Genomic DNA, 25467 nt, shown 5'->3' with positions numbered 1-25467 from the left:
AAGATTGAATCCGCATGAACAAAGCGCGAATACGCCTAGCTTGTTCCGTAATCGCTTTCTGCAGACGATTCTGTTATCCAGCGTGCTGCTGCAGATCGGGATCTGGGTGCGTAATTTTGCTATTCTGCTCTATGTTGCGGAGAGGACCAACAATGATCCCTACGCCATTTCGCTGATCAGTGTAGCTGAATTTGCACCTATCTTTGTATTTTCCTTCATTGGAGGAACCTTTGCGGACCGGTGGCGGCCGAAGCGGACGATGATCTGGTGTGATTCCCTGTCAGCGGTATCGGTATTCGCCGTTCTGCTCAGCATTCACTTCGGTTCGTGGGAATCCGTGTATCTGGTCGCGTTCATCTCGGCCATTCTGTCGCAGTTCTCCCAGCCTTCGAGCATGCGGTTATTTAAGTTCCATGTGCCGGAGGAGCAGCTGCAGCAAGGGATGGCACTCTTCCAGTCGCTGATGGCCATCTTCATGGTTCTCGGACCGATGCTAGGTACTTTCGTATACAGCACCTTCGGCCTTGAGATCTCCATTGCCGTAATGGGCGTTGCTTTTCTGCTGTCGGCACTCGTGCTTATCCGTCTGCCGGAGGATCATATGGAAGCCGGGACAGTTGCCGAGAAGGGGCAATTCCGTAAGGACTTCACCGAAGGCTTCCGGTATGTCTGGCAGAGCCAGGTGCTGCGGATGCTCGGACTTGCGTTTGTACTGGCCGGACTTGCTGTGGGTGTATCCCAGGCACTGAATCTGTTCATCGTCACAGAGCAGCTTGGCCGAAGCAAGGAGTTCCTGCAATACATGCTGATGGTCAACGGTGCAGCCATGCTGATCGGGGGAGGGCTCGTGGCCGCTTTCGCCAAAAAGGTTCCGCCCCAGCTGCTGCTCGCCATGGGGATGCTGGCAGGTGCCGTATGTACCACTATCGTCGGGTTCTCAACAAGCGTTCCGCTCACGCTGACCGTGCAGTTCCTGAACGGGCTGATGTTCCCGTGCATTCATATCGGAATCAGTACCATGATTCTGAGGTGGTCGCACAGCGCTATTGTCGGCCGGGTCAACGGTGTGCTGAATCCGATGTTTGTCGGGATGATGGTCGTGTCCATGTCGTTCGCAGGTGCGTTGAAAAGCGCCTTCTCCCTGAGTACCATTTATGGCGGGGCTGGCATACTGTTCCTCCTAGGCGCCTTAATGATGCTTCCCATCATGAATCAAAAAGCGCCGGAGCAGGCACAGGCTGTGCAATAACATAAATATATGATCTAAACAGATAGAACACTTCTGCTCGTTAACTGAAACCATATCCCCTGAAAAGCCGCTGGTTAGCGGCTTTTTGTCGTTATACCAGACAAGTAGGTTAGAGCTCCACGCATGGGCATGACTAGGGGCGTGATGTACGGTTAGAGGAGCGGCGGAAACAGCTGAATTTGGATTTCCCTATGCTCAAAGATAATCCCAGGCTTGACCCTGACGTATACTGGAGGGTTTACAATGGCAGCAGGAGGGATGCACAATGGATAGAATAACATCATCTGCAAAGCACAACGATGGCCGGGAATCATCCGGGAGATGGCTGGCGATTACAGCGCTTGGATGGTTGGCCATGACGCTGGGGCTGTTCACCGCCACGGTTGCCGGGAACGCTGTGCGGGCCTCCGGCGGGGCGGACAACACCATTTCTGTCGTCCAGGCTATGACCGCAGCGCTGCTCATTGTACCTGCCGTTTATCTCATTCAGCGCCGGTTCCGGCTGACCGCCAAGCTGCTGCCATTGACTCCGGCCGCATTCCTGCATTTGCTGGGCGGCGGCGCATCTGCCTTGCTGATGGGGGGAATAGGCTTAATGATTACTGGGGCGCTGGGCTGGACCACCATTATTGCCTGGCATTTCTCCGTGGACCTGTTGCTGGCAGTAGCCTTCAGTACATGTATCGCTTTTCTGTACGAGGCGATGCCGGAGGAATTGTCGATGAGAGGAATCGTATACAGCGGCTTGCGGCTGCGGCTGCCTGCCTATGCTGCATATGGCGCTCAGGTGCTGCTGTTTGTACTGGTGCCGGTCACTGTAAACCAGCTGCAAGCCTGGAGCGGACAGGGCCGCGGAAATAGCATTAATGCAGAATATGTGATTATGCTGCTCTGCTTCGGCACGGTGCTTCAGCTATGGCGCAGCTTGACCGGATCGCTGTGGGCTTCCATCGGCTTTCACCTGGCGTATCTGGCAATGGCGCGGTTTGTCATTCTGCAGAGAGATCAGAGTTTACTAACGTACAATGAGCTGGAGGCAGGGACAGGCCCGGTTGTCATCCAGTTCGGAGTTGTGATTGTCGGCACCGCAGGACTGCTGTTACTGTTCAACCTGTGGCGCCGGCGTCGCCGGCGGACAGCCTCTCAGTAATAAACGATCATTCGGCATTGGCATGGCCGGATGAATTACTGTGCCAAACCTTCTATATAAGAAGCATTCAAGAAATTAACAAAAAAGCAAAAGAAGCGGAGGGGAAATTTGGAACTGCAGGAGCGTCAGCGACCGCCTTTAGGTTTGGATTTCTACCGCATTCAGCGGTATAAATCAGGAAATCCAAACCTAACAGCGGCCGGAAGTCCAAATGTTCACCGCAGTGACGATAAAGCTTCAAGTTTAGCTCTTAAGTGCTTCTTATGTAGCCAATAATATACCTATTTTGGAGGGAAGCCGATGTATACTGTAGGGCAATTGTCCAAGCTTACTGGTGTTTCTGTCCGCACCTTGCATTATTATGAGAAGCTGGGCCTGCTCCAGCCGGACAGGAAGACCGGCAACCAGTACCGATCTTATAGTGAGAATGATATTTTAAGGCTGCAGAAGATCGCTGTGCTGAAACACATGCATTTTAAACTGAGTGAGATCAAGATTATCCTCGACAACGGTGAAGTAGCTCACAATGATGTTGCCGTATGGAGCCGGGCCCTTACGCAGCAGATGGCCTTCGTGAAGCAGCAGCAGGACAAATTGCAAGCGGTAGAGCATTTGCTCTATTCTACCCTATACGCCATGCGGGCAAGCGAACAAGTAAATATAGACGAGATGCTTGAATTTATCCGTGAGCTTGAACAGCCTCCGCAAGGCAAAGCACTACGGCAGCAGTATTTCTCACCAGAGGAACTCGAGCTGCTGCCGATCAACGATGTAAGCAATCCGCTGACTATGGAGTGGGCCGATATTCTCAGGCGGGTTAAGGGACTGCTGGCAGAGCCGCCCGATTCACCGGCAGCGCAGCAGCTTGCGTCCTCTATTATAGAATACGCCGATACAATGTTTGGCGGAGATGAGCAGCTCATCCAGAAATATTGGGACTACATTACTCCGCAGGAGGGCCAGAATACGCGAGTGTACGGGATGACCACCGAAGTCATGCAATATATGGATGCGGTTATCCGCATTTATCTGGGTGAGGAAGATCCCCGCCCTTAATCGTTGTTCCATGAAGCGTGCCACCATCCGGGGCACGCTTGTTTCATTCCTCCCCCGCCACCGAACCCAGCTCCTGATTATCCCCGCCAGCCCGCTTACGGTACTCACCCGGGGTCAGGCCGGAGGCACGCTTGAACATGCGGATGAACGAGTTCACGTTCTGGTAGCCGACCTGAAGTGCGATATCCTGGATGCGCAGGTCGATGTTCATCAGCAGCTCCTTGGCCCGTTCGATCCGCAGCGTGTTGAGATATTCGCTGAAGTTAATGCCGGTCTTCTCCTTGAAGATGCTCGACAGATAGCCGGAGGTCAGATTCAGCTTGTCGGCTACAATGTTCAGATTGATATCCTCACCGTAATGCTTCTCCAGATACTCCAGCACGAAGCTGATGACCGGGTCCCGGGCCTCCGAGCCGCTGCGGATCGCCGCAAGCACCGGTGTCACCAGCTCCCGGAGCCATTCACTATACTGGTGCGTGGAATAGAAGGCGGCGAACGGCTCACCGGACAGGGCCGCGACCAGCCCCATTTCAAGCTCCGGCAGATTCAGCTTCATGACGGTCTTGCTTGTCTGTTCTGCCACCCCCGCAGCAAAAGCCCGGAAATCCTCCGCAGCGGCATCCTTATTCGACAGTTGCTCCAGTTGGCGGTCTATCCAGCCGAAGACCGCCTCTTCGCTGCCGGACTGCAGCAGGTTATGCAGCTCTTCCCCATGGGTGACCTTCAGATGAAACGTTTTGGCCGACGAGGCCCGCGGCTCCACGATGATCTGTGTCTCCCCGTTCAGTCTGCGTTCCTTCAGCAGCTCCGACAGGTTGTGGTAAGCATCGGTGAACGGGGTTTCCCACGAATACACCGGGCTGACCGCTATCGTGAGGTAGAGGGAACGCTCCTCTGCCAGCAGCTCCTGGAGTGTACCCAGCACCTGAAGTATGCCGCTCTGCGGACCGGGATCGAAAAGCAGCAGCAAGAGCAGATCCTGCTCCGGCTGCAAGGCGACGTTCTCGGATTCCTCCCCGGTGAACAGGCGCTGAATCAGCTGCCATAAGGCCAGCGTATGCTTCTCCGGATCCTCCGGGAGGCGGGTGAAGCTGAGCTTGAACAGGATGGAGGCATACGGCCGTTCGGAATGCAGCGCATCCTCCAGTTCGCTCAGACTTGCGTTCAGCGGAATGTTTTTCACCTTATGGGTATACGCATACTGGCGGACCAGCGAATTCTTGTGCGCCAGATCGTTCTGGATGAACCGGTTGTTCTCCAGGATGGAGCTTAGTCGGTCGCCGATAATGGCGAACTCCTTGACGCTGCTCACCTTGCCGGGGGCGCTGCCCGATTTGCGGTCGAACGCGGCGATCAGGCGCTGGAGCGGCTGGTTCAGCCGGTAGCTGAACAGGAGGGAGAACAGTAGGCTGACCAGAACCGCAGCAGCGAGCAGAACCGCGAGCAGCAGCCGCATGCCGCGCAGCCCGCTCGCGATGGCGGCAACCTCGGTGACCCGGACGTAGGTGAAGCCGGTCTGCGCCCCTTTTTGATAGAAATAATAGTTGTCCCCGATCCGCTCATGTGAGCTTGTAGTAACGGCATATTCCAGCGCTGGCAGCTCCGTCTCTGCGGTGGAGAAGAGCAGCCGGTCCTGCGCATCCATTATATAGAAGGGATTCTTCCCGGCATCCCCGTACGCCTGCTCCAGCCGCTGCGGATTCAGCATCACAATGCCGTAGACCTCTTCATAAGGAATCGCCTTGATCATGACCGGCATCAGCCGCCCGAGCGCACGCGAGGAGCTCATTGTTGTTTCCGTAAAAGAAGCAGCAGGGAGGACCTTCAGATACTGGTTGTCCATGGTCTGGCCGCTCCAGAAGTCCGCCGGATACTCCCCGCTGTAATAATATTTGCCGAACATGTCGGCCGCGGTACTCAGCCCCTCTTTCTCAAGAACATAGTCCTCCGCCTTGAAGTACAGAATGAAATTCTCAATATGCAGAAAAGGATTCCCGTACAGCGTCATCAGATCCGACTTGACCTCACTGAGAATATCATACCGCCGGTTCTCCTTCAGATGGCTGAGAATGCCCAGGTTGGCTGTCCACGTATCCGACTGGGTCAGCGCCAGAATCATATTCTGCGTCAGCCGGAAGTGATTCTCGTACCCTTCCACCGTCTGCTTCAGGCTCTGCTCGTTCTGCCGGACCACCTCCTGATAGACCTTCCCGCTAAGATATAGATGAGAGAACAGATTGAATGAAGCCAGCAGCAGGATGACGCTCAGGAAGCTGAGCATGAGCTTAACGAACAGGCCGCTAAGGGCAAATTGGCTGGTAAGCGGTCTCTTCATATGTATTCCCCCTTCAGGTGCAGCCGCTTGGTTATCGTTTTATCCTATCATAGCGGCCCAAAGCTGACACGCACAATATGCACTTTTGCTGATTTATACGCTATTCTAGGGAAATACGCAAATAAGGCGAAAAGATATATAACATGCTGATAGCGCTTCCCAAAGACTTGCCGCTATAATTCGGAGACAAACCCCGGAAACAGAGGGGAAGTTAGCTGACATTCAGCGAGCTGCATCATTAAGAACAAGAGGGGAATGCCTATGGCTCAAACGAGTGTAGTACAAGACAACTTGCGAAAGGAAATGAAAGATCCTTACCGGCGTCAAGGGCGTCTGCTGCGGACCTGGAACCATAACAAAACGCTATGGCTGCTGTTCCTGCCGTGCCTGCTGTACTATCTGATTTTCCGGTATGCGCCGATGTTCGGCCTCGTCATTACGTTTAAGGATTATAATCTGTTTAAAGGAATCTGGGCCAGCGATTGGGTGGGGCTGAAGTATTACCGGATGTTTTTTGAGAATCCTGACTTTTGGCCGCTGATGAAGAACACCCTGCTCCTGGGTCTGTACAAGCTGGTGTTCGGTTTCCCTGCCCCGGTGATTCTGGCCATTCTGCTGAATGAAGTCCGTAAGGCCGCGTTCAAAAAGTTCGTGCAGACGGTCAGCTATCTGCCGCATTTCATCTCAAATGTCATTGTGGCGAGCATGGTCATTATGTTCCTGTCGCCGACAGGCGGCCTGATTAACAATCTGCTGGGCACGTTCGGGATCGGACCGGTTAACTTCATGAATGAGCCGGGGATGTTCCGGGGGATCTATGTCCTCTCGGAGATCTGGCAGCATATCGGCTGGGAGACCATCATCTATCTGGCGGCATTAACGGCGATTGATCCCCAGCTCTATGAAGCAGCCGACATGGACGGGGCTAGCCGGATGCGCAAAATATGGCATGTCACGCTGCCCGGCATCTCACCGGCGATTGTCATCACGCTGATTCTGAATATCGGCAAGGTGCTGGAGATTGGCTTCGAGAAGGTGTTCCTCATGCAGAACCCGGCGATCTACGATACGGCCGACATCATCAGCACGTACGTATATCGGGTCGGGATGGAGCAGGGGAACTTCAGCTATGGCGCTTCGATCGACCTGTTCATGGGCATCATCAGCCTGATCTTCATCTATAGCGCCAATTACATCAGCCGCCGGGTCAGCGAGACAAGTCTATGGTAGAGAAGAGGTGTGGTGATGAGATCACCGAGAATATCCTTGTTTAATGTTGTCAGCACGTTCTTTCTGCTGATCGTTGTGGTGATTACGCTCTATCCGTTCCTGCACATGCTGGCGGTGTCTCTGAGCAGCGATATCAATGTCATCAAGAACACGGTATCGTTCTGGCCCAAGGGCTTCAATGTGAAGATGTACGAGCTGGTGCTTGGAGACCCGAAGATCTGGACGGCATATAAAAACACGCTGATCTACACTGTGCTCGGCACGCTGATCTCGCTGGTGGTTACGTCAACCGGGGCTTACGCGCTCTCCCGCCGGGATATGGCGCTGCGTAAGACCTTCACAATGCTGATCGTCGTGACGATGTTCTTCAGCGGCGGGATGATCCCGACCTTCCTCGTGGTCCGCTCCCTGAATATGGTGGATACTGTATGGGGCATGGTCCTGCCGGGCGCGGTCAGCACCTGGAATCTGATTCTGATGCGCACCTTCTTCTCGGGCATTCCCAAGGAGCTGGAGGAATCCGGGCGCATCGACGGGTTGAATGATATCGGGATATTCATGCGTATTATCATTCCGCTGTCGAAGGCTTCCTTCGCCACTATTGCTTTATTTTACGCAGTGGGCATGTGGAATAACTTCATCTATCCGCTCCTGTATCTGCGCACCCCGGATTTGTTCCCGCTCCAGGTGCTGCTCCGCAATCTGGTGCTGGCGGGCAGCGCAAGCTCGGGGGATGTGACCGGGATCGGTGGAGACAACCAGGTCGTTGAAGAGTCACTCAAATATGCAACGATTATGGTCTCTACGCTGCCGATACTCACGGTATATCCGTTTGTTCAGAAGTATTTTGTCAAAGGCGCCATGATCGGTGCAGTGAAGGGCTGAACCGGCCCTGAACCATAACTACTACTTAAGGGAGAGATGAGGAATGAACAAATGGAAGTCTGTAATGCTGCCCCTCGCGGCAGCGGCAATACTGGTGAGCGGCTGCAGCGGGGGCAATAACAATTCCGCTTCGCCTGCGGCTACGGCTGCACCTGGAGGAGAAGCTTCTCCGGCCGCTTCGGAAGCGAAGCAGGCCCACACCTTCACCGCCCTGCTGGACAACAATGCCACCTTCCCATATTCCAAGGACTGGCCGGTCTGGGGCTGGATCAAGGATCAGACCGGCGTCACTCTGGAGGTGCAGACACCTTCCGGGAAGCTGGCTGAAGCGTTGAACCTGGCGGTGGCTTCCAATGCGCTGCCGGATCTGATGTATATGCCCAACCGCAAGGAATCGAACAAATTCGGCCAGCAAGGCGCACTCGTAGACCTGATGGAATACATGGACAAGCTGCCGAATCTGACCGCCTGGATGAAGCAATACCCGGATGAGGCGAAGGCCGCACTCTCCGCTGACGGCAAAATGTTTATGTTCCCGAACCAGGGCTTCGGAGAGACGAACCGGATGATCTGGATGTACCGCCAGGATGTTTTTGAGAAGGAGGGCATTCAGGCCCCCAAGACTTATGATGAGCTGCATACGGCTCTGAAGACGCTCAAGACGAAATACCCGGACAGCTACCCGCTGTCGCTCCGTTACGGACAGATCCCCGATGAGATGAACACGAATATGACGGTCAACTATGGAACAGGCGAAGGGGCGTACTACGATTTTGATACAAAAGAATGGCGCTATGGGCCGACAGAGGACAGCTACAAGGAAATGGTAGGCATGTGGAAGCAGTTCTACGATGAAGGGCTGATTCCGCCGGACTTCCTCTCGCTGCAGACCAAGCAGTGGCAGGACATGGTGTCTACCGGCAAGTCTTTTGTAACCGTGGATTATATCAGCCGTGTGGACTTCTTCAATAATGCGATGCGCAAGGAGAATCCTGAATTCAATATGCAGTTCTTGGCTCCTCCCGCAGGGCTTGAGGGCGGCAAACAGCTGAATCCTTACTTCCATTACATGGAGGGCGGTCTGACGGTTGCTTCGACCTCCAAGAATATCGAGGATATCATGGCATACATGGACTTCTTCTATTCGGAGGACGGCCGGACGCTCAGCAGCTGGGGTGTGGAAGGTGAGACGTATGTGAAGGAAGGCGATACGATCAAGTTCAAGCCGGAATATACCGATGTGATTGAGATGCGGAAGCAGACGGGACTTCAGACCAGCGGAACGTATACGTGGATTGACTTCAACGCCCATCTGTCCCTGTTCTCGGATGACCTGAAGCACGCTTATGAAGAGGCTGTCAAATACGATCCGGCCAACATGCAGCCGCGTCCGGCCTTCACCGAGAAGGAGAATGAAGTCATCTCGATCACCGGACAGGCGATCAAGAAGCACCGCGATGAGAGCTTCGCCAAGTTCGTGACCGGTTCCCGTAAGCTGGCGGACTGGGATAAGTATGTCGAGGAGATTAACAATCTCGGAGTAGACAAGCTGCTGGCGACATATAAGGAAGCTTACGACCGCGTTCAGAATATTCAATTAGGCAGCAAGTAACCGGGTGCGGACCGCAAAGAAGAACCGCTGAAGCACAGGCTAGGCAATCAGGGTATTCGCTTGACCATTAAAGGAGGCGGCGCTTATGAAGCAAAGGCTGCAAGGTTCTGGTAAACGGCTTGGATGGATATTGCCCTTGATCGGTCTGATTATTGTGATAATGGCAGTTCCGGGCACTGCCCGGGCCGCAGGCACCATTACACTGGATGAACCGCCCGGGGGATATGTATCCTCCGGCGGGCCGGTGGAGATCAGCGGCACCTATACCGGACTGTATGATGTCCGGTTGTATGTGAACGGGACAGCGCAGTTCGAGGTGCTGCTGGATGACCCGGACGGGGATGACAGCGGCAGCTGGTCTTACACCCTCGACACCTCACGTTACAACGGTTCGGTGGAGCTGGTGGCCCGCGGGCTGGATACTTCCACCCGCTACGGGGTGTGGAGTCCGTCCGTCACCCTTGAGGTGAACAACCCCACAGGCGTTGCGCCAGTGGTGACGATTACCGGCCCGGACGAAGGAATTGCTGTGACCGGACAGGTGGCGGTAACCGTTCAGGCAGAATCGATTACGCCGGTCTCGGCCGTGCAGGTCCGGGTGAACCGGGGACCGTGGCAGCAGGCCGCTTATAACGGCACGGAATATGTATATGCCTGGAATACGGCGGGCATCGGTGACCGCACGATCAGCCTGGAGGCCCGGGCCACGAATGCTCCCGGACGCTACGGCTACAGCCCGACCGTCTATGCGCAGGTCGGTGCGGGCACGCATGAGCCGGCGCTTCCTCTGCCGGATCAGGACCGGGCCATGTGGATCTGGGAGCCGGAGAGCTATAAGCTGCTGCTGAATCCGGGCTCGCGGGAGGTGCTGGAGTCCTTCGTTACGGACACCGCAACCTTCGGATCAGAGCCGGTGACGACGCTGTATCTGGCTGTGGGCAACTACGCGGGCTACCGGGCGCTGGAGGAGCAGGAGGATGAGCTGCGCTCCTTCATGCGCTGGGCGCATGCGCGGAATTTAAGCGTCCATGCCCTTGTCGCAGGCGGAACCTCCCCGGCTTATATGGGTGCTTATGAGCGCTACCATAGTCATGCCGTACGGGAGATCGAGCAGATTATTAACTACAATCTTGCGGCGGATGCGGATGAGAAGTTCGATGGAATCAATGTGGACATCGAGCCGTATATCTCCCCGGACTTCAAAGACCCGAGCAAGTTTCTGCAAAAGGAGTACCTGGATGGCCTGCGCAAAATGATTGACCGCCGGGATACAGCCGGTATCCGGCTGCCCTTCGGCCCTGCTGTCCCTAAATGGTATGATTCCTCCGAGCAGGGGGCGAATATCCAGTGGAACGGCACGACGAAATGGCTGTCCGAGCATATCCAGGATATCTCCGATTACATCTCGATCATGGATTACCGCGATTCCGCAGACGGAACCGCAGGCATCATTGCCGGCGCAGCTGGAGAGCTGACTTATGCCGAGGCGATCGGCAAGCCGAATTCCGTAGTCATCGGGGTAGAGACGCTGGACATTGCGAACAGCGGTGACCCGGAGACCATCACCTTCCAGGAGGAAGGCCGCAGCCACATGGAAGCAGAGCTGGACAAGGTCTATGCCGCTTCCGGGCAGAGCAGCGCCTTCGGCGGAATCGCTGTCCATCACTATGATTCCTACCGGGCCCTGCCTTCGTATTGGGGACCAGGCGGTGTCATCTGGACAGCACCGGAGGATCAAGAAGCACCGTCTGCACCTGCGGGCACTCCGTCCGCCGTTGCCAGCGGCTATCAGAGCATAAGGCTGAATTACGGAATCGCTACTGACAACTTTGAGGTAGACCGCTACATTATCTACCGCAGCACGGTCTCCGGCTTCACGCCAACCTCTGCGAATATTGCCGGTCTCGCCCGGGGCCTGAATTACCAGGACAAGGGACTGCTCCCGGATACCACTTATTACTACCGCATCGCCGCCCGTGATCTGGCGGGTAATATCGGGCCGCTCTCCAGCGAAGTGTCTGCGGTCACCGGTAGCACAGCGCTGAAGCCGATGATCGTGACAGATATGCAGCTATCATATACTGGAACCGCTGCGGCAGCTTCCATGAAAGTGCGTGACTATACCACAGGGGCGGTACTCGCAGGGGCGGCTATAGAAGGACGGTTCACCTATTCAGCAGGCCGTTACGCGGCGGCAGTAACAGGTGCGGACGGTCGGGCAGCCTTCACTTCGGAGGCTATTCCGTCGGGGCGTCAAGCCGGATTCGAGCCGAGGAGAGTTCAGGCTGCCGGATATTATTATGCCAGCGCCCATGACCTGCCACACACTACGGCGTTGCTGCCGCACGGCGGACTCAGCGGATTAACGCTGTCGGCAGGAGAGTGGGACAAGCCTTTCGCTTCGGGTGATAAGGCCTATACCTTAACTGTCAGCAGCAACGTAACGGCGCTGCAGGTCACACCGGTTACCGCCAAGGCCTCGGATGCAGTGCTTGTAAATGGAATGCCAGTGGCATCGGGAACAGCCGCATCCGTTACGATCGGTTCAGAGCCTGCGGATGTGCCGGTCCTGGTGTACCACGAAGACGGAACCGCAGATCTCTATCTGCTGAATATCGAGAGAAGTGCTCCGGCAGATCCGGTGATCCCGGTCACCATGGATGCCTATGTCCATGAACATGAGCCCTCAACTAATTACGGGCAGGAGCCTGTGCTGGAGGTTGCCGATCTTCCAAATGCACAGGGAGGAGGAGATCGCATTGCCTTCATGAAGGCGGAACTGAATCTCTCTGGAACAGAGGTGCAGTCCGTAACGCTTAATGTCTATGTTACCGCTGCTCCAGTTTCTCCGGTTACACTTGCACTAAAGGGCTACACCGGAGCGCAATGGACCGAGAGCGGCATCACCTGGAATAACCGGCCCGTCAGCGGCGGAACGAATCTCGGAACGGTCCGGGTTACCGGGGCCGGCTGGTACAGCGCGGATGTGACCGCTTATGTTATCGCGGCAGCTGCGGCTGGACTTACGCCGACCTTTCAGTGGAGCGATCCTAATACTACGGGAATCGTTGTAACGCTGGCCAGTTCTGAGAATTCGGATAACAAGCCATATTTGATGGTGAGTAGCGGGTTGTAACCGAGTGGATGCGCTAAGCAGAGCGTGACTGGAAGAGTAGAACTGGATGAGTTTAGTGAAAGAGAGTAACGAGAAGATCGTAATTGGATGAGTGTAACAAGCAGGGGCGGCCCCCGTCCCTGCCACAACCCAATAAGGAGGGATGACGTAGCTATGAATGAAAGTATGGCTCCGGCAGATGAGCATCAGGTGGAACGTATGCGTGTTCTGGTTTATCACCACCGCAGTGAGATGGGAGCGGCGGCGGCAGGAGCAGTTGGGCAGCGAATCAGAGACTTGCAGGGGAATTCCCAGGCTCCGGTTCGCATTGTATTTGCCGCAGCTCCGTCACAGAATGAGCTGTATGAGGGGCTGGTGCAGGAGCAGGGAATTGATTGGTCCCGGGTGCATGCTTTTCATATGGATGAATATATCGGCCTGACGGAAGACGCGCCACAGCGCTTCGGGAACTACTTGCAGGAACGGCTGTTCAGCAGAGTCAATCCCGGACGGATCGAGCTGCTGGGCCGGACGGGCAATATTGAAGAGGAGTGCCGGAGATACGCAGCGCTGTTGAATGAAGCTCCTATTGATATCGTCTGTCTCGGCATCGGGGAGAACGGGCATATTGCGTTCAATGATCCGCCTGTAGCCGATTTCGCCGATCCGCTTCTTGTTAAAGCGGTCGAATTGGACGAAGCCTGCCGGACGCAGCAGGTGAATGACGGCTGCTTCGCCAGCCTGGACGATGTACCTACTCATGCGCTGACGCTGACCGTCCCCGCCTTGATGGCAGGACATCACCTGTTCGCCATTGTTCCCGGCACGGCCAAGCAAGCCGCATTGCAAGCGGCGCTTCATGGCCCGCTCAGTACCGTGTGCCCGGCGAGCATCCTACGGACCCATCCCGCCATTGAGCTGTTCACGGACCGGGAAGCCTTCGGCTCATGAACGGTGTGATCTCGGGAAGACATTACAGAACCGGCCTGCCGCTTGAGGTCCACGTTAACGGTGGCGTTATTGAAGCGGTTCATACGCTGGCCGAGAGTCCGCATATGGCAGATTGGCCCTGGCTTGCGCCGGGGCTGGTCGATTTGCAGGTGAACGGCGGCTGGGGACTTGACTTCAATACGCTGCCGCTTGCGCCGGAGACTGTAGCCGGACTCTCGCGCCGCCTGCTGGCCCGGGGAGTCACCTCTTATTGCCCGACCCTGATCACCAATGGGCCGGACCAGCTCGCCCAGGCAGCATCCGTGATTGCTGAAGCCATGCGGACACAGCCGGATATCGCCGGGCTGATTGCAGGCATCCATCTGGAGGGGCCATTCTTGTCCCCAGAGGACGGTCCGCGCGGGGCGCATCCTCTGGAGCATATCTGCCCGCCCGATTGGGAGGCCTTCTGCCGCTGGCAGGAGGCGGCGGAGGGGCTGATCCGGATCATTACCGTGTCCCCCGAATGGCCGGGAGCCGCAGCCTTCATCTCCAGATGCACCGCTTCCGGCGTCAGGGTCTCCATCGGACATACGGCGGCCTCACCGGAGCAGATCCGGCAAGCAGTGGCCGCAGGCGCGGTGATGTCCACGCATCTGGGCAACGGCACGCATCTCACGCTCCCGCGCCATCCCCATTATCTGTGGGAGCAGCTGGCTGCCGATGAGCTGTATGGCTGCATGATTGCCGACGGCTGTCATCTGCCGGATGCGCTGCTGAAGGTGATTCTGCGGGTGAAGCAGCGCCGGGCGATTCTGGTCAGCGATGCCGTCTCGCTGAGCGGCATGGCGCCGGGTGCCTACCGGCTGCATATCGGCGGCGATGTGGTGCTGACGCCGGAAGGGCGGCTGCATCTGGCCGGCCATCCGCAGCTGCTGGCCGGATCGGCCATGATGCTGGCGGACCAGGTGGCCTACCTGGCCCGGGCCGGGCTGGCACCGCTGGAGGAGGCGCTCGACTGTGCCTCTCTTCACCCGGCCGGGCTGCTGGGGCTCCCGCAGGCTGCCGGGCTTACCGCAGGTGCGCCTGCGGATCTGATCGGCTTCCGCAGGGACGGCGGAGCGATGGATATTCAGGCGGTGTGGAAGAGCGGCCGGATTACAGCGGCTGGTAAGGATTAGGAGGGCATCAGAATTAAAGAACTGATGCCATTTCATTAACGCGATAGGGCAGAACGTTGCATTCGTCGCGAACAACCACCGACCATTTTCGGACCGGGCGCGGCGTGTTGACCAAATGTAGTCGAAAAACCAACCACAATCGGACCAGAGGCGGCACGCGAGCCAAATGTAGTCGAAAAACCGATTACATTGCGACCGGGAGCGGCGCGTGAGCCAAATGTAATCGAAATACCGATTACATTCGGACCGAGGACGGCGCATAGGCCAATTGTAATCGAAAAACCGATTACATTCGGACCGGGGACGGCGCCATAGGCCAATTGTAATCGAAAAACCGATTACATTCGGACCGGGGACGGCGCGCTGGCCAATTGTAATCGAACATTCGGACCGAGGACGGCGCATTGGCCCAATGTAGTTGAAAAACCGACCACAATTGGACCAGAGGCGGCGCGTAGACCAATGTAGTTGAAAACCTGACGTTGTAAGAGGAGGAGAGTGCGATGCTTAGCTTAATACCCGAGCCGAAGCAGGTGAGGATTACAGACAAGAAGCCATGGCAGGCAGGCGGGGAAGTCCGTCTGCAACTGGCTATGGAAGTGGAAGACCCCCGGCTGGTGCTTCATTGCCGGCGGGCTTTTCCCGGCCGGGAAATCACCACGGCCTACCCCGGAGCAGGCGAGAGATACTCGCTGCTGATTGAGGAGATTGTGAGAATCGAGGGAACCGAGGGGACTGAGAGCACTTCAGCGCAGGCATCGCCTGGAGAAGCCAGCCTGAATAACGGCAAAGGTTCGACTTCTAAGCCTGCTGAGGCCGACCTGTCCGTGCTGAAGGGCCGGGCAGAAGGCTACATTCTGGAGGTTAGCGCAAGCGGTGCAGCGATCCGCGCCCTGGACGCTGCCGGACTCTATTACGGCTTGCAGACACTGCTGCAATTGCAGAGTCTGCATGGCGGTGGCGATATTCCGGCGTTGTCCATTACCGATTGGCCCGATACGGAGCTTCGGGTGATGAACTTCGATCTGCGCCAGACCTTCTCGAAGCCGGAGCGGCTAATCCAATACCTGGCGGAGTTCTCCCGCTACAAGACGAACGCGGTGCTCATTGAATACGAGGATAAGTTCCCGTTCAGCATACACCGGGAATTCACCCATCCGCAGCACGCGCTTAGCCGGGAACAGCTGGAAGCGCTCCAGGCTGCGGCCCATGAGCATTACATCGAGATTATTCCGCTGCAGCAGAGCTTCGGCCACTTGGAGTATGTACTACGCCATGATGCCTGGAAGCATCTGCGGGAGACCGAAGAATCCACCGGCGAGATTTGCCCGTCCCATCCGCAGACGTATGAACTAATCACAGGCCTGCTTGGAGAGATGATGGATGCCCATCCTGAATCACGTTATATTCATCTGGGTTGTGACGAGGTGTACAGCCTGTGCGAATGTGAAGCGTGCCGGAAGGAATTCGGCGGCGTACGGGAACGGGCCTTCATCTCCTTCCTGAACCGCCTGATAGAATTCACGGCCAGCCGGGGACGCCAGCCGATCTTCTGGCATGACATGCTGGACAAATGCCCGCCCGAAGAGCTGGCGAAGCTTGATCCGCGAAGCGCAGCGATGATCTGGATCTATAACGGCCGCAACATACAAGAGGAAGTAACTTCTCTAACCAATAAGTTCAGGGCACTGGGCATTGAGGTGATGGGTGCTCCTGCGGTCCGCAGCTTCGACTGGGCGGAGCATCAGAACTACCCGGTCATTGATAACCGGACCGACAATCTGCTGCAGTGGGCAGAGACCGCCGAGAAGCTGGATATCCGCTGTATGGTCGCTACGAACTGGACCGGGCCGTTCAGCCTTGGCGTTCCTTATGGCGTATTCGAGACCACCTGGTATCCGATGCTGCTTCATGCCGATCTCTCCTGGAACCGGCGGGCAGATGCTGGTATGTTCATCGACCGCTTCCTGGAGCTGTTCCATGGTATAACTCCAGAGACGGGGCATGCGCGGCTGGGAAATTACCAATTAGAGGATTACTACGATATCATCTGGAAGCTAAGGGAGCATGTGCAGAGGAACAAGGATTACGCCGGGCTAATCGCAATTATGCATGATTTCGAGGTAGCAACCGACCGCTCCAGGGCGATTCACAAGTATGCCTACCGCTGGGAGCTGTACCCGGGCGACAGCGCGGAATGGCGCTCGCTGCGGAATAATTACACGCGCAACCACAACGGGCGGGAAGCCGTCCGGCCCCGGATGCTGGAGGCTCTTATGCAGTATCAGCCCCGCGATATGGCCGAGCATTTCGTGCGATCCCGGTTCTATCTGCATGATTATCTGGAACGGACGCTCTATCAGGAGCTGGGCCTTGTCCACAGCGAGAGTTAGCAAACAAACCGACAGGAGGATGGAACAGATATGCAGCTGAATGAAGTGAATTCACCACAAGCTCCGGCAGCCATGAGTCTGGAGGACAAAATATCCCTGATGTGTGTGGTCGGAACCCCCTCCACAGCAGCAGAGCCTGACTTCCGTCAACGGATGTCTCAGAACCGGTTCGGGGGGATCGGCTTGTTCCCCCATAATGTTAAGGATGAGCAGCAGACGCTGAAGCTGATGGCGGAGGTGCAGGCCATTGCCGGAGACTCCGGCATTCCGCAGCCTTACTATGTATCGATTGATGAGGAGGGCGGCACGCTCTCCAAGTTCAAGACCTTCTATCCATACATTCCCGGTAACCGTGCTGCCGGATTAAGCCTGGATGCTGAGACCGCCTATCTCCAGGGTAAAATCATCGGCAGCCAGCTCCACGCGCTCGGCATCCCGATGAACTGGGCGCCAGTGCTGGATGTGAATACGAATATTGACAATCCGGTTGTCGGGGTGCGCTCGTTCGGCGAAGACCCTGAAGTGGTGGCAGGCTTCGGCAAGGCATATATCCGCGGAATGCATGAGGCAGGCGTGGCGGTCACGGCCAAGCATTTCCCCGGCCATGGACAAGTCAGCGGGGATTCCCACGTTGTCCTGCCAGAGTGCGAACTCACAATGGAGGAATTAATGAACGGGCCGCTGTTGCCATTTATCGCTGCCATCGAAGCCGGGGCCGATTCAATCATGATGGGACATCTCGTATTTCCTAACATTCCCGAGTCGGCAGGACTGCCTGCTTCACTGAGCCCCTTCTTTGCCGGAGACTTACTGCGCAGCAGGCTGGGCTTCGAGGGTATCATCTGCACGGACGATATTGAGATGGGCGCGATCAAGAAGAATTTCAACCCGGATGAGGTGGGCGTACTGGCTGTGCTGGCCGGCAATGACATGATTCTGATGTGTCATACGCCGGAATTCCAAGAGCGGGTCATCGCTGGCATCCGAAAAGCTGTGCTGGACGGCGTCATCGAAGAGTCCAGAATTGACGAATCGGTCAACCGCCTCCACCGCCTCTATGGGAAATTCCAGCAATACCAGGCGGCAGCCCGGCCTATTCCGCGGGAGGGCTGGAAGGAGGAGGCCCTGCAATATGCACGCCGCACGGTCAAGATCAGCCGCGATCCGCAGCAATTGCTGCCACTGTCTCCATCGCGCCCATATCTGCTGATCTTACCGCGCCAGGAGCAGCTGACCATCGCCGACAACTCCGGCGGCAATGATATCGCTCTGTCCGCGCTGCTGGAAGCCCGGGGCATGTCCGTACAGGTAGAGTATTGCAGTATGAAGCCTGAAGCTGCGGAGATTGCAGACTTGTGTGCCAAGGCTGCCGGACATACCGTGATTCAGGGAACACTGAATGCCCATCTGTTCAGCGGACAGCTTCAGCTTGCTGAGCAGCTTGCCGCCGCCGGACCGCTGCTGAACCTGGTGCTGCGTAACCCGTATGACGATGCTTACCTGCCGCAGAACGCCGGAAGCATTCTGCTGTGCTCCACCTCCGATTATTCGCTTCAGGCTCTAGCGGAAGTGTTGGTTAGACAGGCTTAATAACTCACTCAAGAGCAGACTCTCATGCCATACATGAGGTCTGCTTTCATTTGTGTTGATAGAATAACTCGGTATGGATCAATTTTATCGTTGTATCCATCATTGGTTTGCGGGACGGGCTGCTTTATAATTTCATTGTGCAAGCAATGTCATTCCATTAAGGGGCTGCAGCAATGAGAGAACTGAAGGGCAAACAGGTCATTCTTCAAGATCATGATTTGAGACGCAGAGAAGAGGCCAACCGCCGGTATCTGATGAAACTGACAAATGACAATCTCCTCTTTAACTATAAGGTGGAAGCAGGAAGATATGACGGCAGGGAGATTCCAGCGGATGCGCACGGGGGCTGGGAGACGCCGGTCTGCCAGATCCGCGGACATTTCCTGGGACACTGGCTGTCTGCGGCAGCGATTCGGTATCACGAGACCGGGGATCTGGAGATCAAGGTGAAGGCCGATCTCATCCTGGACGAGCTGGCTGAATGCCAGAAGGACAACGGAGGACAATGGGCCGCACCGATTCCCGAGAAATATCTGCACTGGGTGGCCCAAGGCAGGGCAATCTGGGCACCGCAATATAACATTCATAAGCTATTTATGGGTCTTGTCGATATGCATCATTTCACCGGGAGCCGTAAGGCGCTTGACATCGCGGACCGATTCGCCGACTGGTTCGTCGATTGGAGCAGTACCTTCACCAGAGAGAAGTTCGATGACATTCTGGATATGGAGACAGGCGGTATGCTGGAAGCTTGGGCTGATCTGCTGGAGCTGACCGGGAACGATAAATACACTGTTTTGCTGGAACGGTATTACCGCAGCCGACTGTTCCGTCCGTTATTGGAGAATAAAGACCCGCTGACCAACATGCACGCCAACACGACCATTCCCGAGGTACTCGGCTGCGCCAGAGCTTACGAGGTCACCGGCGAGCAGCGCTGGATGGATATTGTCACGGCTTACTGGAAATGTGCGGTCACAGAGCGGGGAATGCTGGCTACCGGCGGCAATACGGCGGGTGAAGTATGGATGCCGAAGATGAAGATCAAGGCCCGCCTTGGAGATAAGAATCAGGAGCACTGTACCGTGTATAACATGATCCGTTTGGCAGAATTTCTTTTCCGGCACACTTCGAATCCGGCCTATGCGCAATTTATCGAATATAATATGTACAACGGAATTATGGCGCAGGCCTATCACCAGGAATACCATCTGACCGGCAACAAGCACAGTGATCCGGCAACCGGACTGCTCACGTACTTCCTGCCGATGAAGGCCGGGCTGCGGAAGGACTGGAGTACGGAGACGGATAGTTTCTTCTGTTGTCACGGAACAATGGTCCAGGCCAATGCGGCGCTCAACAGAGGCATCTATTATCAGGAGCAGAACGATATCTATGTCTGCCAGTATTTCCGTTCGGAGCTGACCACCGGGATCCTCGGAGAGAGCGTGCAGATTCAGCAATCCCAGGATCATATGAGCGGAAGCATGCTGAACTCCTCGAACACGGCCGGGCAGCAGGAGCTGAATGAGATTACAGCCCTGCACGAGAACATGCCGGATTACAGAAAATATGACTTCACCGTCCATACCGCCTCTGCCCGTGAATTCGCCATCCATCTGCGGATTCCAGACTGGATCATGTCAGAAGCCGTGATCTATGTGAACGGCGAGCTGCACGGGAAGTCTGCGGATCACTCCGCCTTCTACACGATACTGCGGAACTGGCAGGACGGCGACCGGATCAGCATCATTCTGCCCGTAGGCATCCGGTTCATCCCTCTGCCCGACGACGAGCAGACCGGCGCGTTCCGCTATGGCCCGGAAGTACTGGCTGGCATCACCGAGAACGAGCGGATTCTATATACTCCGTTAGGGGATGCAGCAGGTGAAATCATCATGGAGAATGAACGGGAGTGGGGGAGCTGGCGTTATTTCTTCAAGACCACCCGTCAGAACCCGGGCATTCAGCTCAGAAGAATCCGCGATATCGGATACGAGCCTTATCAGGTGTATTTCCCCGTAGAATCCCCCCACAAAGCCGGGTTTTAGCTTCGATGTCTATTCAAATAAGCATAGGCGATATTTAGTAGAACAACCACTTGCATCCTTGCAGGTGGTTATTTTATGTGTAAATATATTTTTTGAACGATCGGTCGTTAAATTATTGACATTTCATTAGGTTAATCCTTATAATGACATTAATTCAATGGAAGGGAGCCTGAGGGTTATCAAGAAAAGAGAGATTACATCCAGTCATATCATCCAGGCAGCATTTGAGCTTTTTGCTGAGTATGGAATAGAGAAAACGAGTTTGGGCTTGATTTCCAAGAAGGTGGGGATCACCAAATCCTCTATTTATTATCATTTTGCGACAAAAGAAGAGCTGATCAGCCGGACCTTTGAGCATATTTTCCGGGATCATCATTTTACAGCTTACTTTGATACGGTATCCGTTGACAAAGACGATTTTGCAGAAACATTAATTAACGGCGGACTAAACATGCTGCCAAGCAGCGACGCAGAGTATCGTTCAACATTAAGGGTACTTAGCGAGTTCACGATGCTGGCCGAGCGTGATGAGCAATTTAGAGCTCCGCTATTGAAAATTCAACAGGATTTTGTTAACGGTTTTGTTCAACTTTTATCCAAGGGCGCTGAGTTCGGGCTTATTGCACCTTCAACAGCCGGGGTTAGCGCTACAATTCTTGCCCTCCTTATCGATAATTTATCCAGATGCAAGATGATGAAGATGGACCTCGACTATGAGCTGATTTGGGAAGAGGCTGTCCGAAGAATGATACTTCGTGAAGATCACCAATAACCTACAGGGGGCAGATACACTTGAAACATATTATTATTACAGGTACATCCAGAGGAATCGGTGAATCCTTGGCGAATCAATTAATCGACCCGTCCCACCATCTGATATGTATATCCAGAACGGCTAACCAAGGACTCATGGAGCGTGCGAAGCAACTGGATTGTCAAATGGATTATTTCCATTATGATTTAACGGATATTAGGGGTATCGATCAGCTTTGTGAAGATGTTTTCAGCCGAATTGATCTTCCTTCCAGCGATGAAGCCGTCTATCTGATCAATAATGCCGCCATGTTGACTCCTGTAAGCCCGATTGAGCGGTTAGAAACGGAGCAGATCCTAGAGAACCTGCATTTGAATCTGTTAGCACCGATGGTAATCACCTCCAACTTTTTACAGCTTACTAAGCATATGAATGTGGACAAAAGAATCCTGAATATCTCCTCAGCTTCTGCAAAGTACATATTACCTTCACAAAGCGCCTACAGTACTGCCAAAGCTGGTTTAGACTCTTTTACCAAGTGTATAGACATAGAACAGAAGCTGGCTGCCTATCCGGCAAAAGCAGCAGCAGTATATCCCGGCATGATCGATACAAGCTTGCAATCGGAATTACGGTCTGTATCCACTGAGCTGTTCCCCTATGTGAATGAATTCATTCAGCTATCTGAAGAAGGGAAGCTGCAATCGCCGGAATACACGGCGTCTAAATTAATTGAGATTCTTGTCAGTGAAGATTTCGGAAAGACTGTTCTTATTGAAACCATCATTTAATGTTGAGAGAGAAGTGAGCACGGCCGCAGCCTGGATGTCATGATCTTCTTCCTGGATGCGTTATATTCATAACAAATAAAGAAAAACCACCGATGAAGGGCTATCCCTTATCCGGTGGTTTTTTGCAGATAAACGAACTCCTGCCATGACCCGCCTACAAAAAGTAGATCAAATGGAAATTCAATTGCCATTTTTGTGCGCATCTGCACGTTGATTAGAGTATTTCCATTCATCTACTTCACGGGGATCAACACCACACAAGTGACTGATTAGAAGCGCCAATGTAACGTTCGGGAGTACAACACCGTACTCAATATTCTGGTAGTTGCGCAAGGTGCATTTCATGGTGTCATTAATCTGATGTACGATGGATTCTTGGGTATACCCTGCGGCTTTCCGTGCATCCTTTATCCTCAAAATGCAATATCTCCCTCAACTTTTCGGTATGTTTTTATGATAGGGGAGGAAACAAGTTAATTTAACGATTTATAATACACGAAATATATTGCGTAATTTGTTTTTCGGTATATAATAATAGATGTAAACGGGATAAATAGTAAAATATACCTTTGTATTGACCACCGTTTGATTCAAGCTTAGTATCAACTACACGTATGCTTTTCATCCTATTTTATGGAAGGAGGTGTATTGGTTTGGGATCGGTCAATTCGATTCGGGAAGAACTGCTCGCGTATATGAACAGAAATCAAATGATACATTCACATTTTTCGGAGTTATCAGGTATCAATTCAGGTACACTCAGCCGGATTTTAAAAGGCAACCATCCAATCTCTATGGCACAACTTGTTGCAATTACTGCTGGAATGAAGCTGCCGGAAGACTATTTTTTTGAATACTATGTAGATGAATGCTTTTCTTTTGTAGTGTCCATGCGGCGGATACGACCCTTTATTTTCCGGTGTGCAGAGCTGGCTCGTTTGGATTGTCTTGAACAGATTGTGAACCGTCTGCTGGAGGATCTATCATATGCAGCTGTGCTTTTTGAATTCGCTGAACTTTTTTATCGGGATAATAAACGCCATGCTGCAAGGATATTGTATCAGGGTGTGAGTGCAGCCGAAAAGTATCAGCATTCCGAACGGTTAGCATTATGCCAGTACCGTATATTTCAGATTGAATTAGAAGAACAACAGGATCTGGAGGAGAAGTTACGTGCAGCCACTCAATTTGAGTTGTATGTCAACCGCTTAGACGCAGCCGATCAGCTCGATGCATTAAAAGAACTCATGCATATTTATGGTCTGGTACACAAGTGGAAGAGAGTGGATGAACTCGCTAAGGAAATGCACCGGATTGCATCCGTTCACTACGAGCTGGAAGGCCGCCGGTCAGACACAATAGAAGAAGGGTTGAAGTATCCTGAGCGTCCTTTTTACTATTATATCCTATATGCATACTTAGCCAGATCTACTGCCAGCGAAGAGTGCGGCGACTACAAGAGGGCATTATCCTTTGTGAAATTGTATGCAAATGGTGAACGCTGGGTTCAGGAGAACGATGAAGAATCCCGGCAGATCATTGCACAATTTACGGAATGGGCCGTGGCTAACACCTATCTGTACCGGTTAATGTCCGGAGATTTGGATGTAATACATGAGTACGCAGACTATATAGCTATTCAAGAGGATGAGATATTTGTGGCATTGCGTTATATGGTTCAAGCGGCGAATGTATTTAAGCTTAATATCGACAGTATCTTAGAGCGGTTCGCGGCATACATACCTTATGAATCCAACAAGACAGATTTTGGCGGTTACAAGCAGGCCATCCTGCAAGAGAGCTATGCGCAATTCCTCATCGAGCTGGCAATCTATCTTGTCAATCAAAGGAAGAGTATTGAGAACGCTCTAAACACTGTACTGAAAGGCTTGGAAATATCAATTACGATCAATAGCAGCCGAAATATGATTGCTTGTATGACTCTTTTTGAGCAGTATAGGGATTTCGCGGATCAGGAACTGCAGGAAAGATTCAAAAATCTATCAAGTGAGGTGTATCGGCTCAATGCGAAAAAAAGTCTTGTTCTTCTTGACGCTCTGTAGCGTTTCAGTTGTAATTTCTACGACGTTAACCTTGGTGACTACACTGGGACATGGTTGGGGAACTTAATCATTTTCGCGAAAATATACAGGGGTGCTCCTGACATTTCGGGGGCGCCTTTTTTGTGATGCTCTGAAGTTATTTTGTGCAATGTAAAAGATATCCTATTATCTGTCATAAAACCCTAAGATAGCATAAAGGGAGGATTCTATGGTGAACAGAAATATGCTCGTGCAGGTCCGGATTGAACGTGCCCGGAACCGGCTTCACTTTCTGGCGGAGAAACATCATGATCTTCAGCATCCTGCGGTCCTTAAGCAATCCATGGTATTGGATGAATTGATTAACCAGTATAATATGAAGGGAGAGCAGCAGAGATTAATAGAGAGCAGGAAATCACTTGAGAACAAACATACTTTATATTGAAGATAATGAGAAAATCGGCACTTGGGTCAAAGAGGAGCTGGAGCAGCGGGGATATTCGGTACAATGGCTGCAATCCGGTGAGGGTGCCGAGGCTGAGGTTACGCAGGTTGATGTCGTGATTCTGGATATCATGCTACCGGGCTTAGATGGATTCACTATAGGGAAACGGTTAAAAAAGGCGGCACCCGCCGTTCCAGTGCTGCTGTTGACCGCCCGGACCTCCATAGACGATAAGGTAGAAGGCTTACAATTCGCGGATGACTATCTAACGAAGCCCTTCCATACCGATGAATTAGTGGCCAGACTGGAGGTATTAATCCGCCGCAGCGGCGGAGTTCCTTCGGACCGTATTACACTGGGCACTCATATCGAAGTGGATATGAAGCTCCAGACCCTCTACGACAAGCGTACAGGAGAAGAGATTATATTGACAGGGAAGCAGCATCAGATCCTGATGTATTTCCTGCGCCATCCGAATCAGGTTCTGCCGAAGGAACAGCTCTATGAAGCCGTCTGGGAGGAAGCCTATATCCCTGGCGACAAGACCTTGCTGGTACATCTCCACCGGCTGCGGCACAAGCTGGAACGTGACCCGGAGGCCCCGGAGATTATTGAGACGCTGAAGGGAATCGGCTACCGGGTGAAGCTATGAAGCAGC

18 protein-coding genes are annotated in these 25467 nt (G+C 53.7%); 17 read left to right on the top strand and 1 reads right to left on the bottom strand.

Going from position 1 to position 25467, the window contains the following annotated elements:
- The first annotated feature begins 4 nt into the window (after positions 1-4).
- The 3 genes from MKY96_RS12225 (at position 5) to MKY96_RS12215 (ending at position 3455) form a co-directional block, all read left to right on the top strand.
- On the top strand, positions 5-1249 hold the full coding sequence (locus MKY96_RS12225; protein WP_340940687.1) for an MFS transporter: 1245 nt from the start codon (positions 5-7) through the stop codon (positions 1247-1249).
- A gap of 265 nt (positions 1250-1514) precedes the next feature.
- Complete coding sequence (locus MKY96_RS12220; RefSeq protein ID WP_340940684.1) at positions 1515-2399, top strand: CPBP family glutamic-type intramembrane protease; 885 nt, start codon at positions 1515-1517, stop codon at positions 2397-2399.
- 300 nt (positions 2400-2699) lie between these two features.
- Complete coding sequence (locus MKY96_RS12215) at positions 2700-3455, top strand: MerR family transcriptional regulator (protein ID WP_340940683.1); 756 nt, start codon at positions 2700-2702, stop codon at positions 3453-3455.
- 43 nt (positions 3456-3498) lie between these two features.
- Here the strand turns inward: MKY96_RS12215 and MKY96_RS12210 are convergent, their stop codons facing one another.
- A complete protein-coding gene (locus MKY96_RS12210; protein ID WP_340940681.1) occupies positions 3499-5790 on the bottom strand; it encodes a helix-turn-helix transcriptional regulator in 2292 nt (763 codons plus the stop codon).
- Between the two features lie 261 nt (positions 5791-6051).
- On the opposite strand from MKY96_RS12210, the gene MKY96_RS12205 reads away from it, so the two are divergent.
- The 14 genes from MKY96_RS12205 to MKY96_RS12140 all read left to right on the top strand — a co-directional run bounded on the left by MKY96_RS12205 (position 6052) and on the right by MKY96_RS12140 (position 25461).
- Positions 6052-7020, top strand: coding sequence for an ABC transporter permease (locus MKY96_RS12205; RefSeq protein ID WP_209870926.1), 969 nt, complete (start codon positions 6052-6054; stop codon positions 7018-7020).
- Between the two features lie 15 nt (positions 7021-7035).
- On the top strand, positions 7036-7905 hold the full coding sequence (locus MKY96_RS12200; protein WP_340940680.1) for a carbohydrate ABC transporter permease: 870 nt from the start codon (positions 7036-7038) through the stop codon (positions 7903-7905).
- A gap of 43 nt (positions 7906-7948) precedes the next feature.
- A complete protein-coding gene (locus tag MKY96_RS12195) occupies positions 7949-9517 on the top strand; it encodes an extracellular solute-binding protein (protein ID WP_340940679.1) in 1569 nt (522 codons plus the stop codon).
- Positions 9518-9602: 85 nt separating this feature from the next.
- Positions 9603-12653 (top strand): CBM96 family carbohydrate-binding protein, encoded by a 3051-nt coding sequence (locus tag MKY96_RS12190; protein WP_340940678.1) that lies wholly within the window; start codon positions 9603-9605, stop codon positions 12651-12653.
- 153 nt (positions 12654-12806) lie between these two features.
- The gene (locus MKY96_RS12185; RefSeq protein WP_340940677.1) at positions 12807-13583 is read left to right on the top strand and encodes a 6-phosphogluconolactonase; all 777 of its coding nucleotides are present in this window, start codon (positions 12807-12809) and stop codon (positions 13581-13583) included.
- A complete protein-coding gene (locus MKY96_RS12180; protein WP_340940676.1) occupies positions 13580-14743 on the top strand; it encodes an N-acetylglucosamine-6-phosphate deacetylase in 1164 nt (387 codons plus the stop codon). The genes MKY96_RS12185 and MKY96_RS12180 overlap by 4 nt, the downstream gene beginning before the upstream one ends.
- Positions 14744-15246: 503 nt before the next feature.
- Positions 15247-17136, top strand: coding sequence for a DUF4838 domain-containing protein (locus tag MKY96_RS12175; protein ID WP_340940675.1), 1890 nt, complete (start codon positions 15247-15249; stop codon positions 17134-17136).
- Between the two features lie 30 nt (positions 17137-17166).
- Complete coding sequence (locus tag MKY96_RS12170; protein ID WP_340940674.1) at positions 17167-18726, top strand: glycoside hydrolase family 3 protein; 1560 nt, start codon at positions 17167-17169, stop codon at positions 18724-18726.
- 173 nt (positions 18727-18899) lie between these two features.
- On the top strand, positions 18900-20777 hold the full coding sequence (locus tag MKY96_RS12165) for a beta-L-arabinofuranosidase domain-containing protein (protein ID WP_340940672.1): 1878 nt from the start codon (positions 18900-18902) through the stop codon (positions 20775-20777).
- A 157-nt stretch (positions 20778-20934) separates the two neighbouring features.
- On the top strand, positions 20935-21549 hold the full coding sequence (locus MKY96_RS12160; protein ID WP_340940671.1) for a TetR/AcrR family transcriptional regulator: 615 nt from the start codon (positions 20935-20937) through the stop codon (positions 21547-21549).
- Positions 21550-21569: 20 nt separating this feature from the next.
- The gene (locus tag MKY96_RS12155) at positions 21570-22322 is read left to right on the top strand and encodes a (S)-benzoin forming benzil reductase (RefSeq protein WP_340940669.1); all 753 of its coding nucleotides are present in this window, start codon (positions 21570-21572) and stop codon (positions 22320-22322) included.
- A gap of 653 nt (positions 22323-22975) precedes the next feature.
- Entirely contained in the window at positions 22976-24385 is a 1410-nt protein-coding gene (locus MKY96_RS12150) for a transcriptional regulator (protein ID WP_340940667.1), read from the top strand.
- Between the two features lie 208 nt (positions 24386-24593).
- Positions 24594-24809, top strand: a complete 216-nt coding sequence (locus tag MKY96_RS12145) for an aspartyl-phosphate phosphatase Spo0E family protein (protein ID WP_340940665.1) — start codon at positions 24594-24596, stop codon at positions 24807-24809.
- Complete coding sequence (locus tag MKY96_RS12140; RefSeq protein WP_340940663.1) at positions 24784-25461, top strand: response regulator transcription factor; 678 nt, start codon at positions 24784-24786, stop codon at positions 25459-25461. The genes MKY96_RS12145 and MKY96_RS12140 overlap by 26 nt, the downstream gene beginning before the upstream one ends.
- Positions 25462-25467: the final 6 nt, after the last annotated feature.

Origin of the sequence: Paenibacillus sp. FSL R7-0302 (genome assembly GCF_038006885.1) — a bacterium.
GTDB lineage: Bacteria > Bacillota > Bacilli > Paenibacillales > Paenibacillaceae > Paenibacillus_AQ.
This window is presented reverse-complemented; position numbering and strand designations above follow the sequence as displayed.

Bases quoted from the DNA above. Each gene is read 5' to 3' on its own strand.
- MKY96_RS12175 (WP_340940675.1), top strand. From the start codon at position 15,247: ATGCTTAGCTTAATACCCGAGCCGAAGCAGGTGAGGATTACAGACAAG.
- MKY96_RS12170 (WP_340940674.1), top strand. From the start codon at position 17,167: ATGCAGCTGAATGAAGTGAATTCACCACAAGCTCCGGCAGCCATGAGT.
- MKY96_RS12200 (WP_340940680.1), top strand. From the start codon at position 7,036: ATGAGATCACCGAGAATATCCTTGTTTAATGTTGTCAGCACGTTCTTT.
- MKY96_RS12220 (WP_340940684.1), top strand. From the start codon at position 1,515: ATGGATAGAATAACATCATCTGCAAAGCACAACGATGGCCGGGAATCA.
- MKY96_RS12210 (WP_340940681.1), bottom strand. From the start codon at position 5,790: ATGAAGAGACCGCTTACCAGCCAATTTGCCCTTAGCGGCCTGTTCGTT.
- MKY96_RS12185 (WP_340940677.1), top strand. From the start codon at position 12,807: ATGAATGAAAGTATGGCTCCGGCAGATGAGCATCAGGTGGAACGTATG.
- MKY96_RS12190 (WP_340940678.1), top strand. From the start codon at position 9,603: ATGAAGCAAAGGCTGCAAGGTTCTGGTAAACGGCTTGGATGGATATTG.
- MKY96_RS12205 (WP_209870926.1), top strand. From the start codon at position 6,052: ATGGCTCAAACGAGTGTAGTACAAGACAACTTGCGAAAGGAAATGAAA.
- MKY96_RS12165 (WP_340940672.1), top strand. From the start codon at position 18,900: ATGAGAGAACTGAAGGGCAAACAGGTCATTCTTCAAGATCATGATTTG.
- MKY96_RS12145 (WP_340940665.1), top strand. From the start codon at position 24,594: ATGGTGAACAGAAATATGCTCGTGCAGGTCCGGATTGAACGTGCCCGG.
- MKY96_RS12215 (WP_340940683.1), top strand. From the start codon at position 2,700: ATGTATACTGTAGGGCAATTGTCCAAGCTTACTGGTGTTTCTGTCCGC.
- MKY96_RS12195 (WP_340940679.1), top strand. From the start codon at position 7,949: ATGAACAAATGGAAGTCTGTAATGCTGCCCCTCGCGGCAGCGGCAATA.
- MKY96_RS12160 (WP_340940671.1), top strand. From the start codon at position 20,935: ATGGAAGGGAGCCTGAGGGTTATCAAGAAAAGAGAGATTACATCCAGT.
- MKY96_RS12180 (WP_340940676.1), top strand. From the start codon at position 13,580: ATGAACGGTGTGATCTCGGGAAGACATTACAGAACCGGCCTGCCGCTT.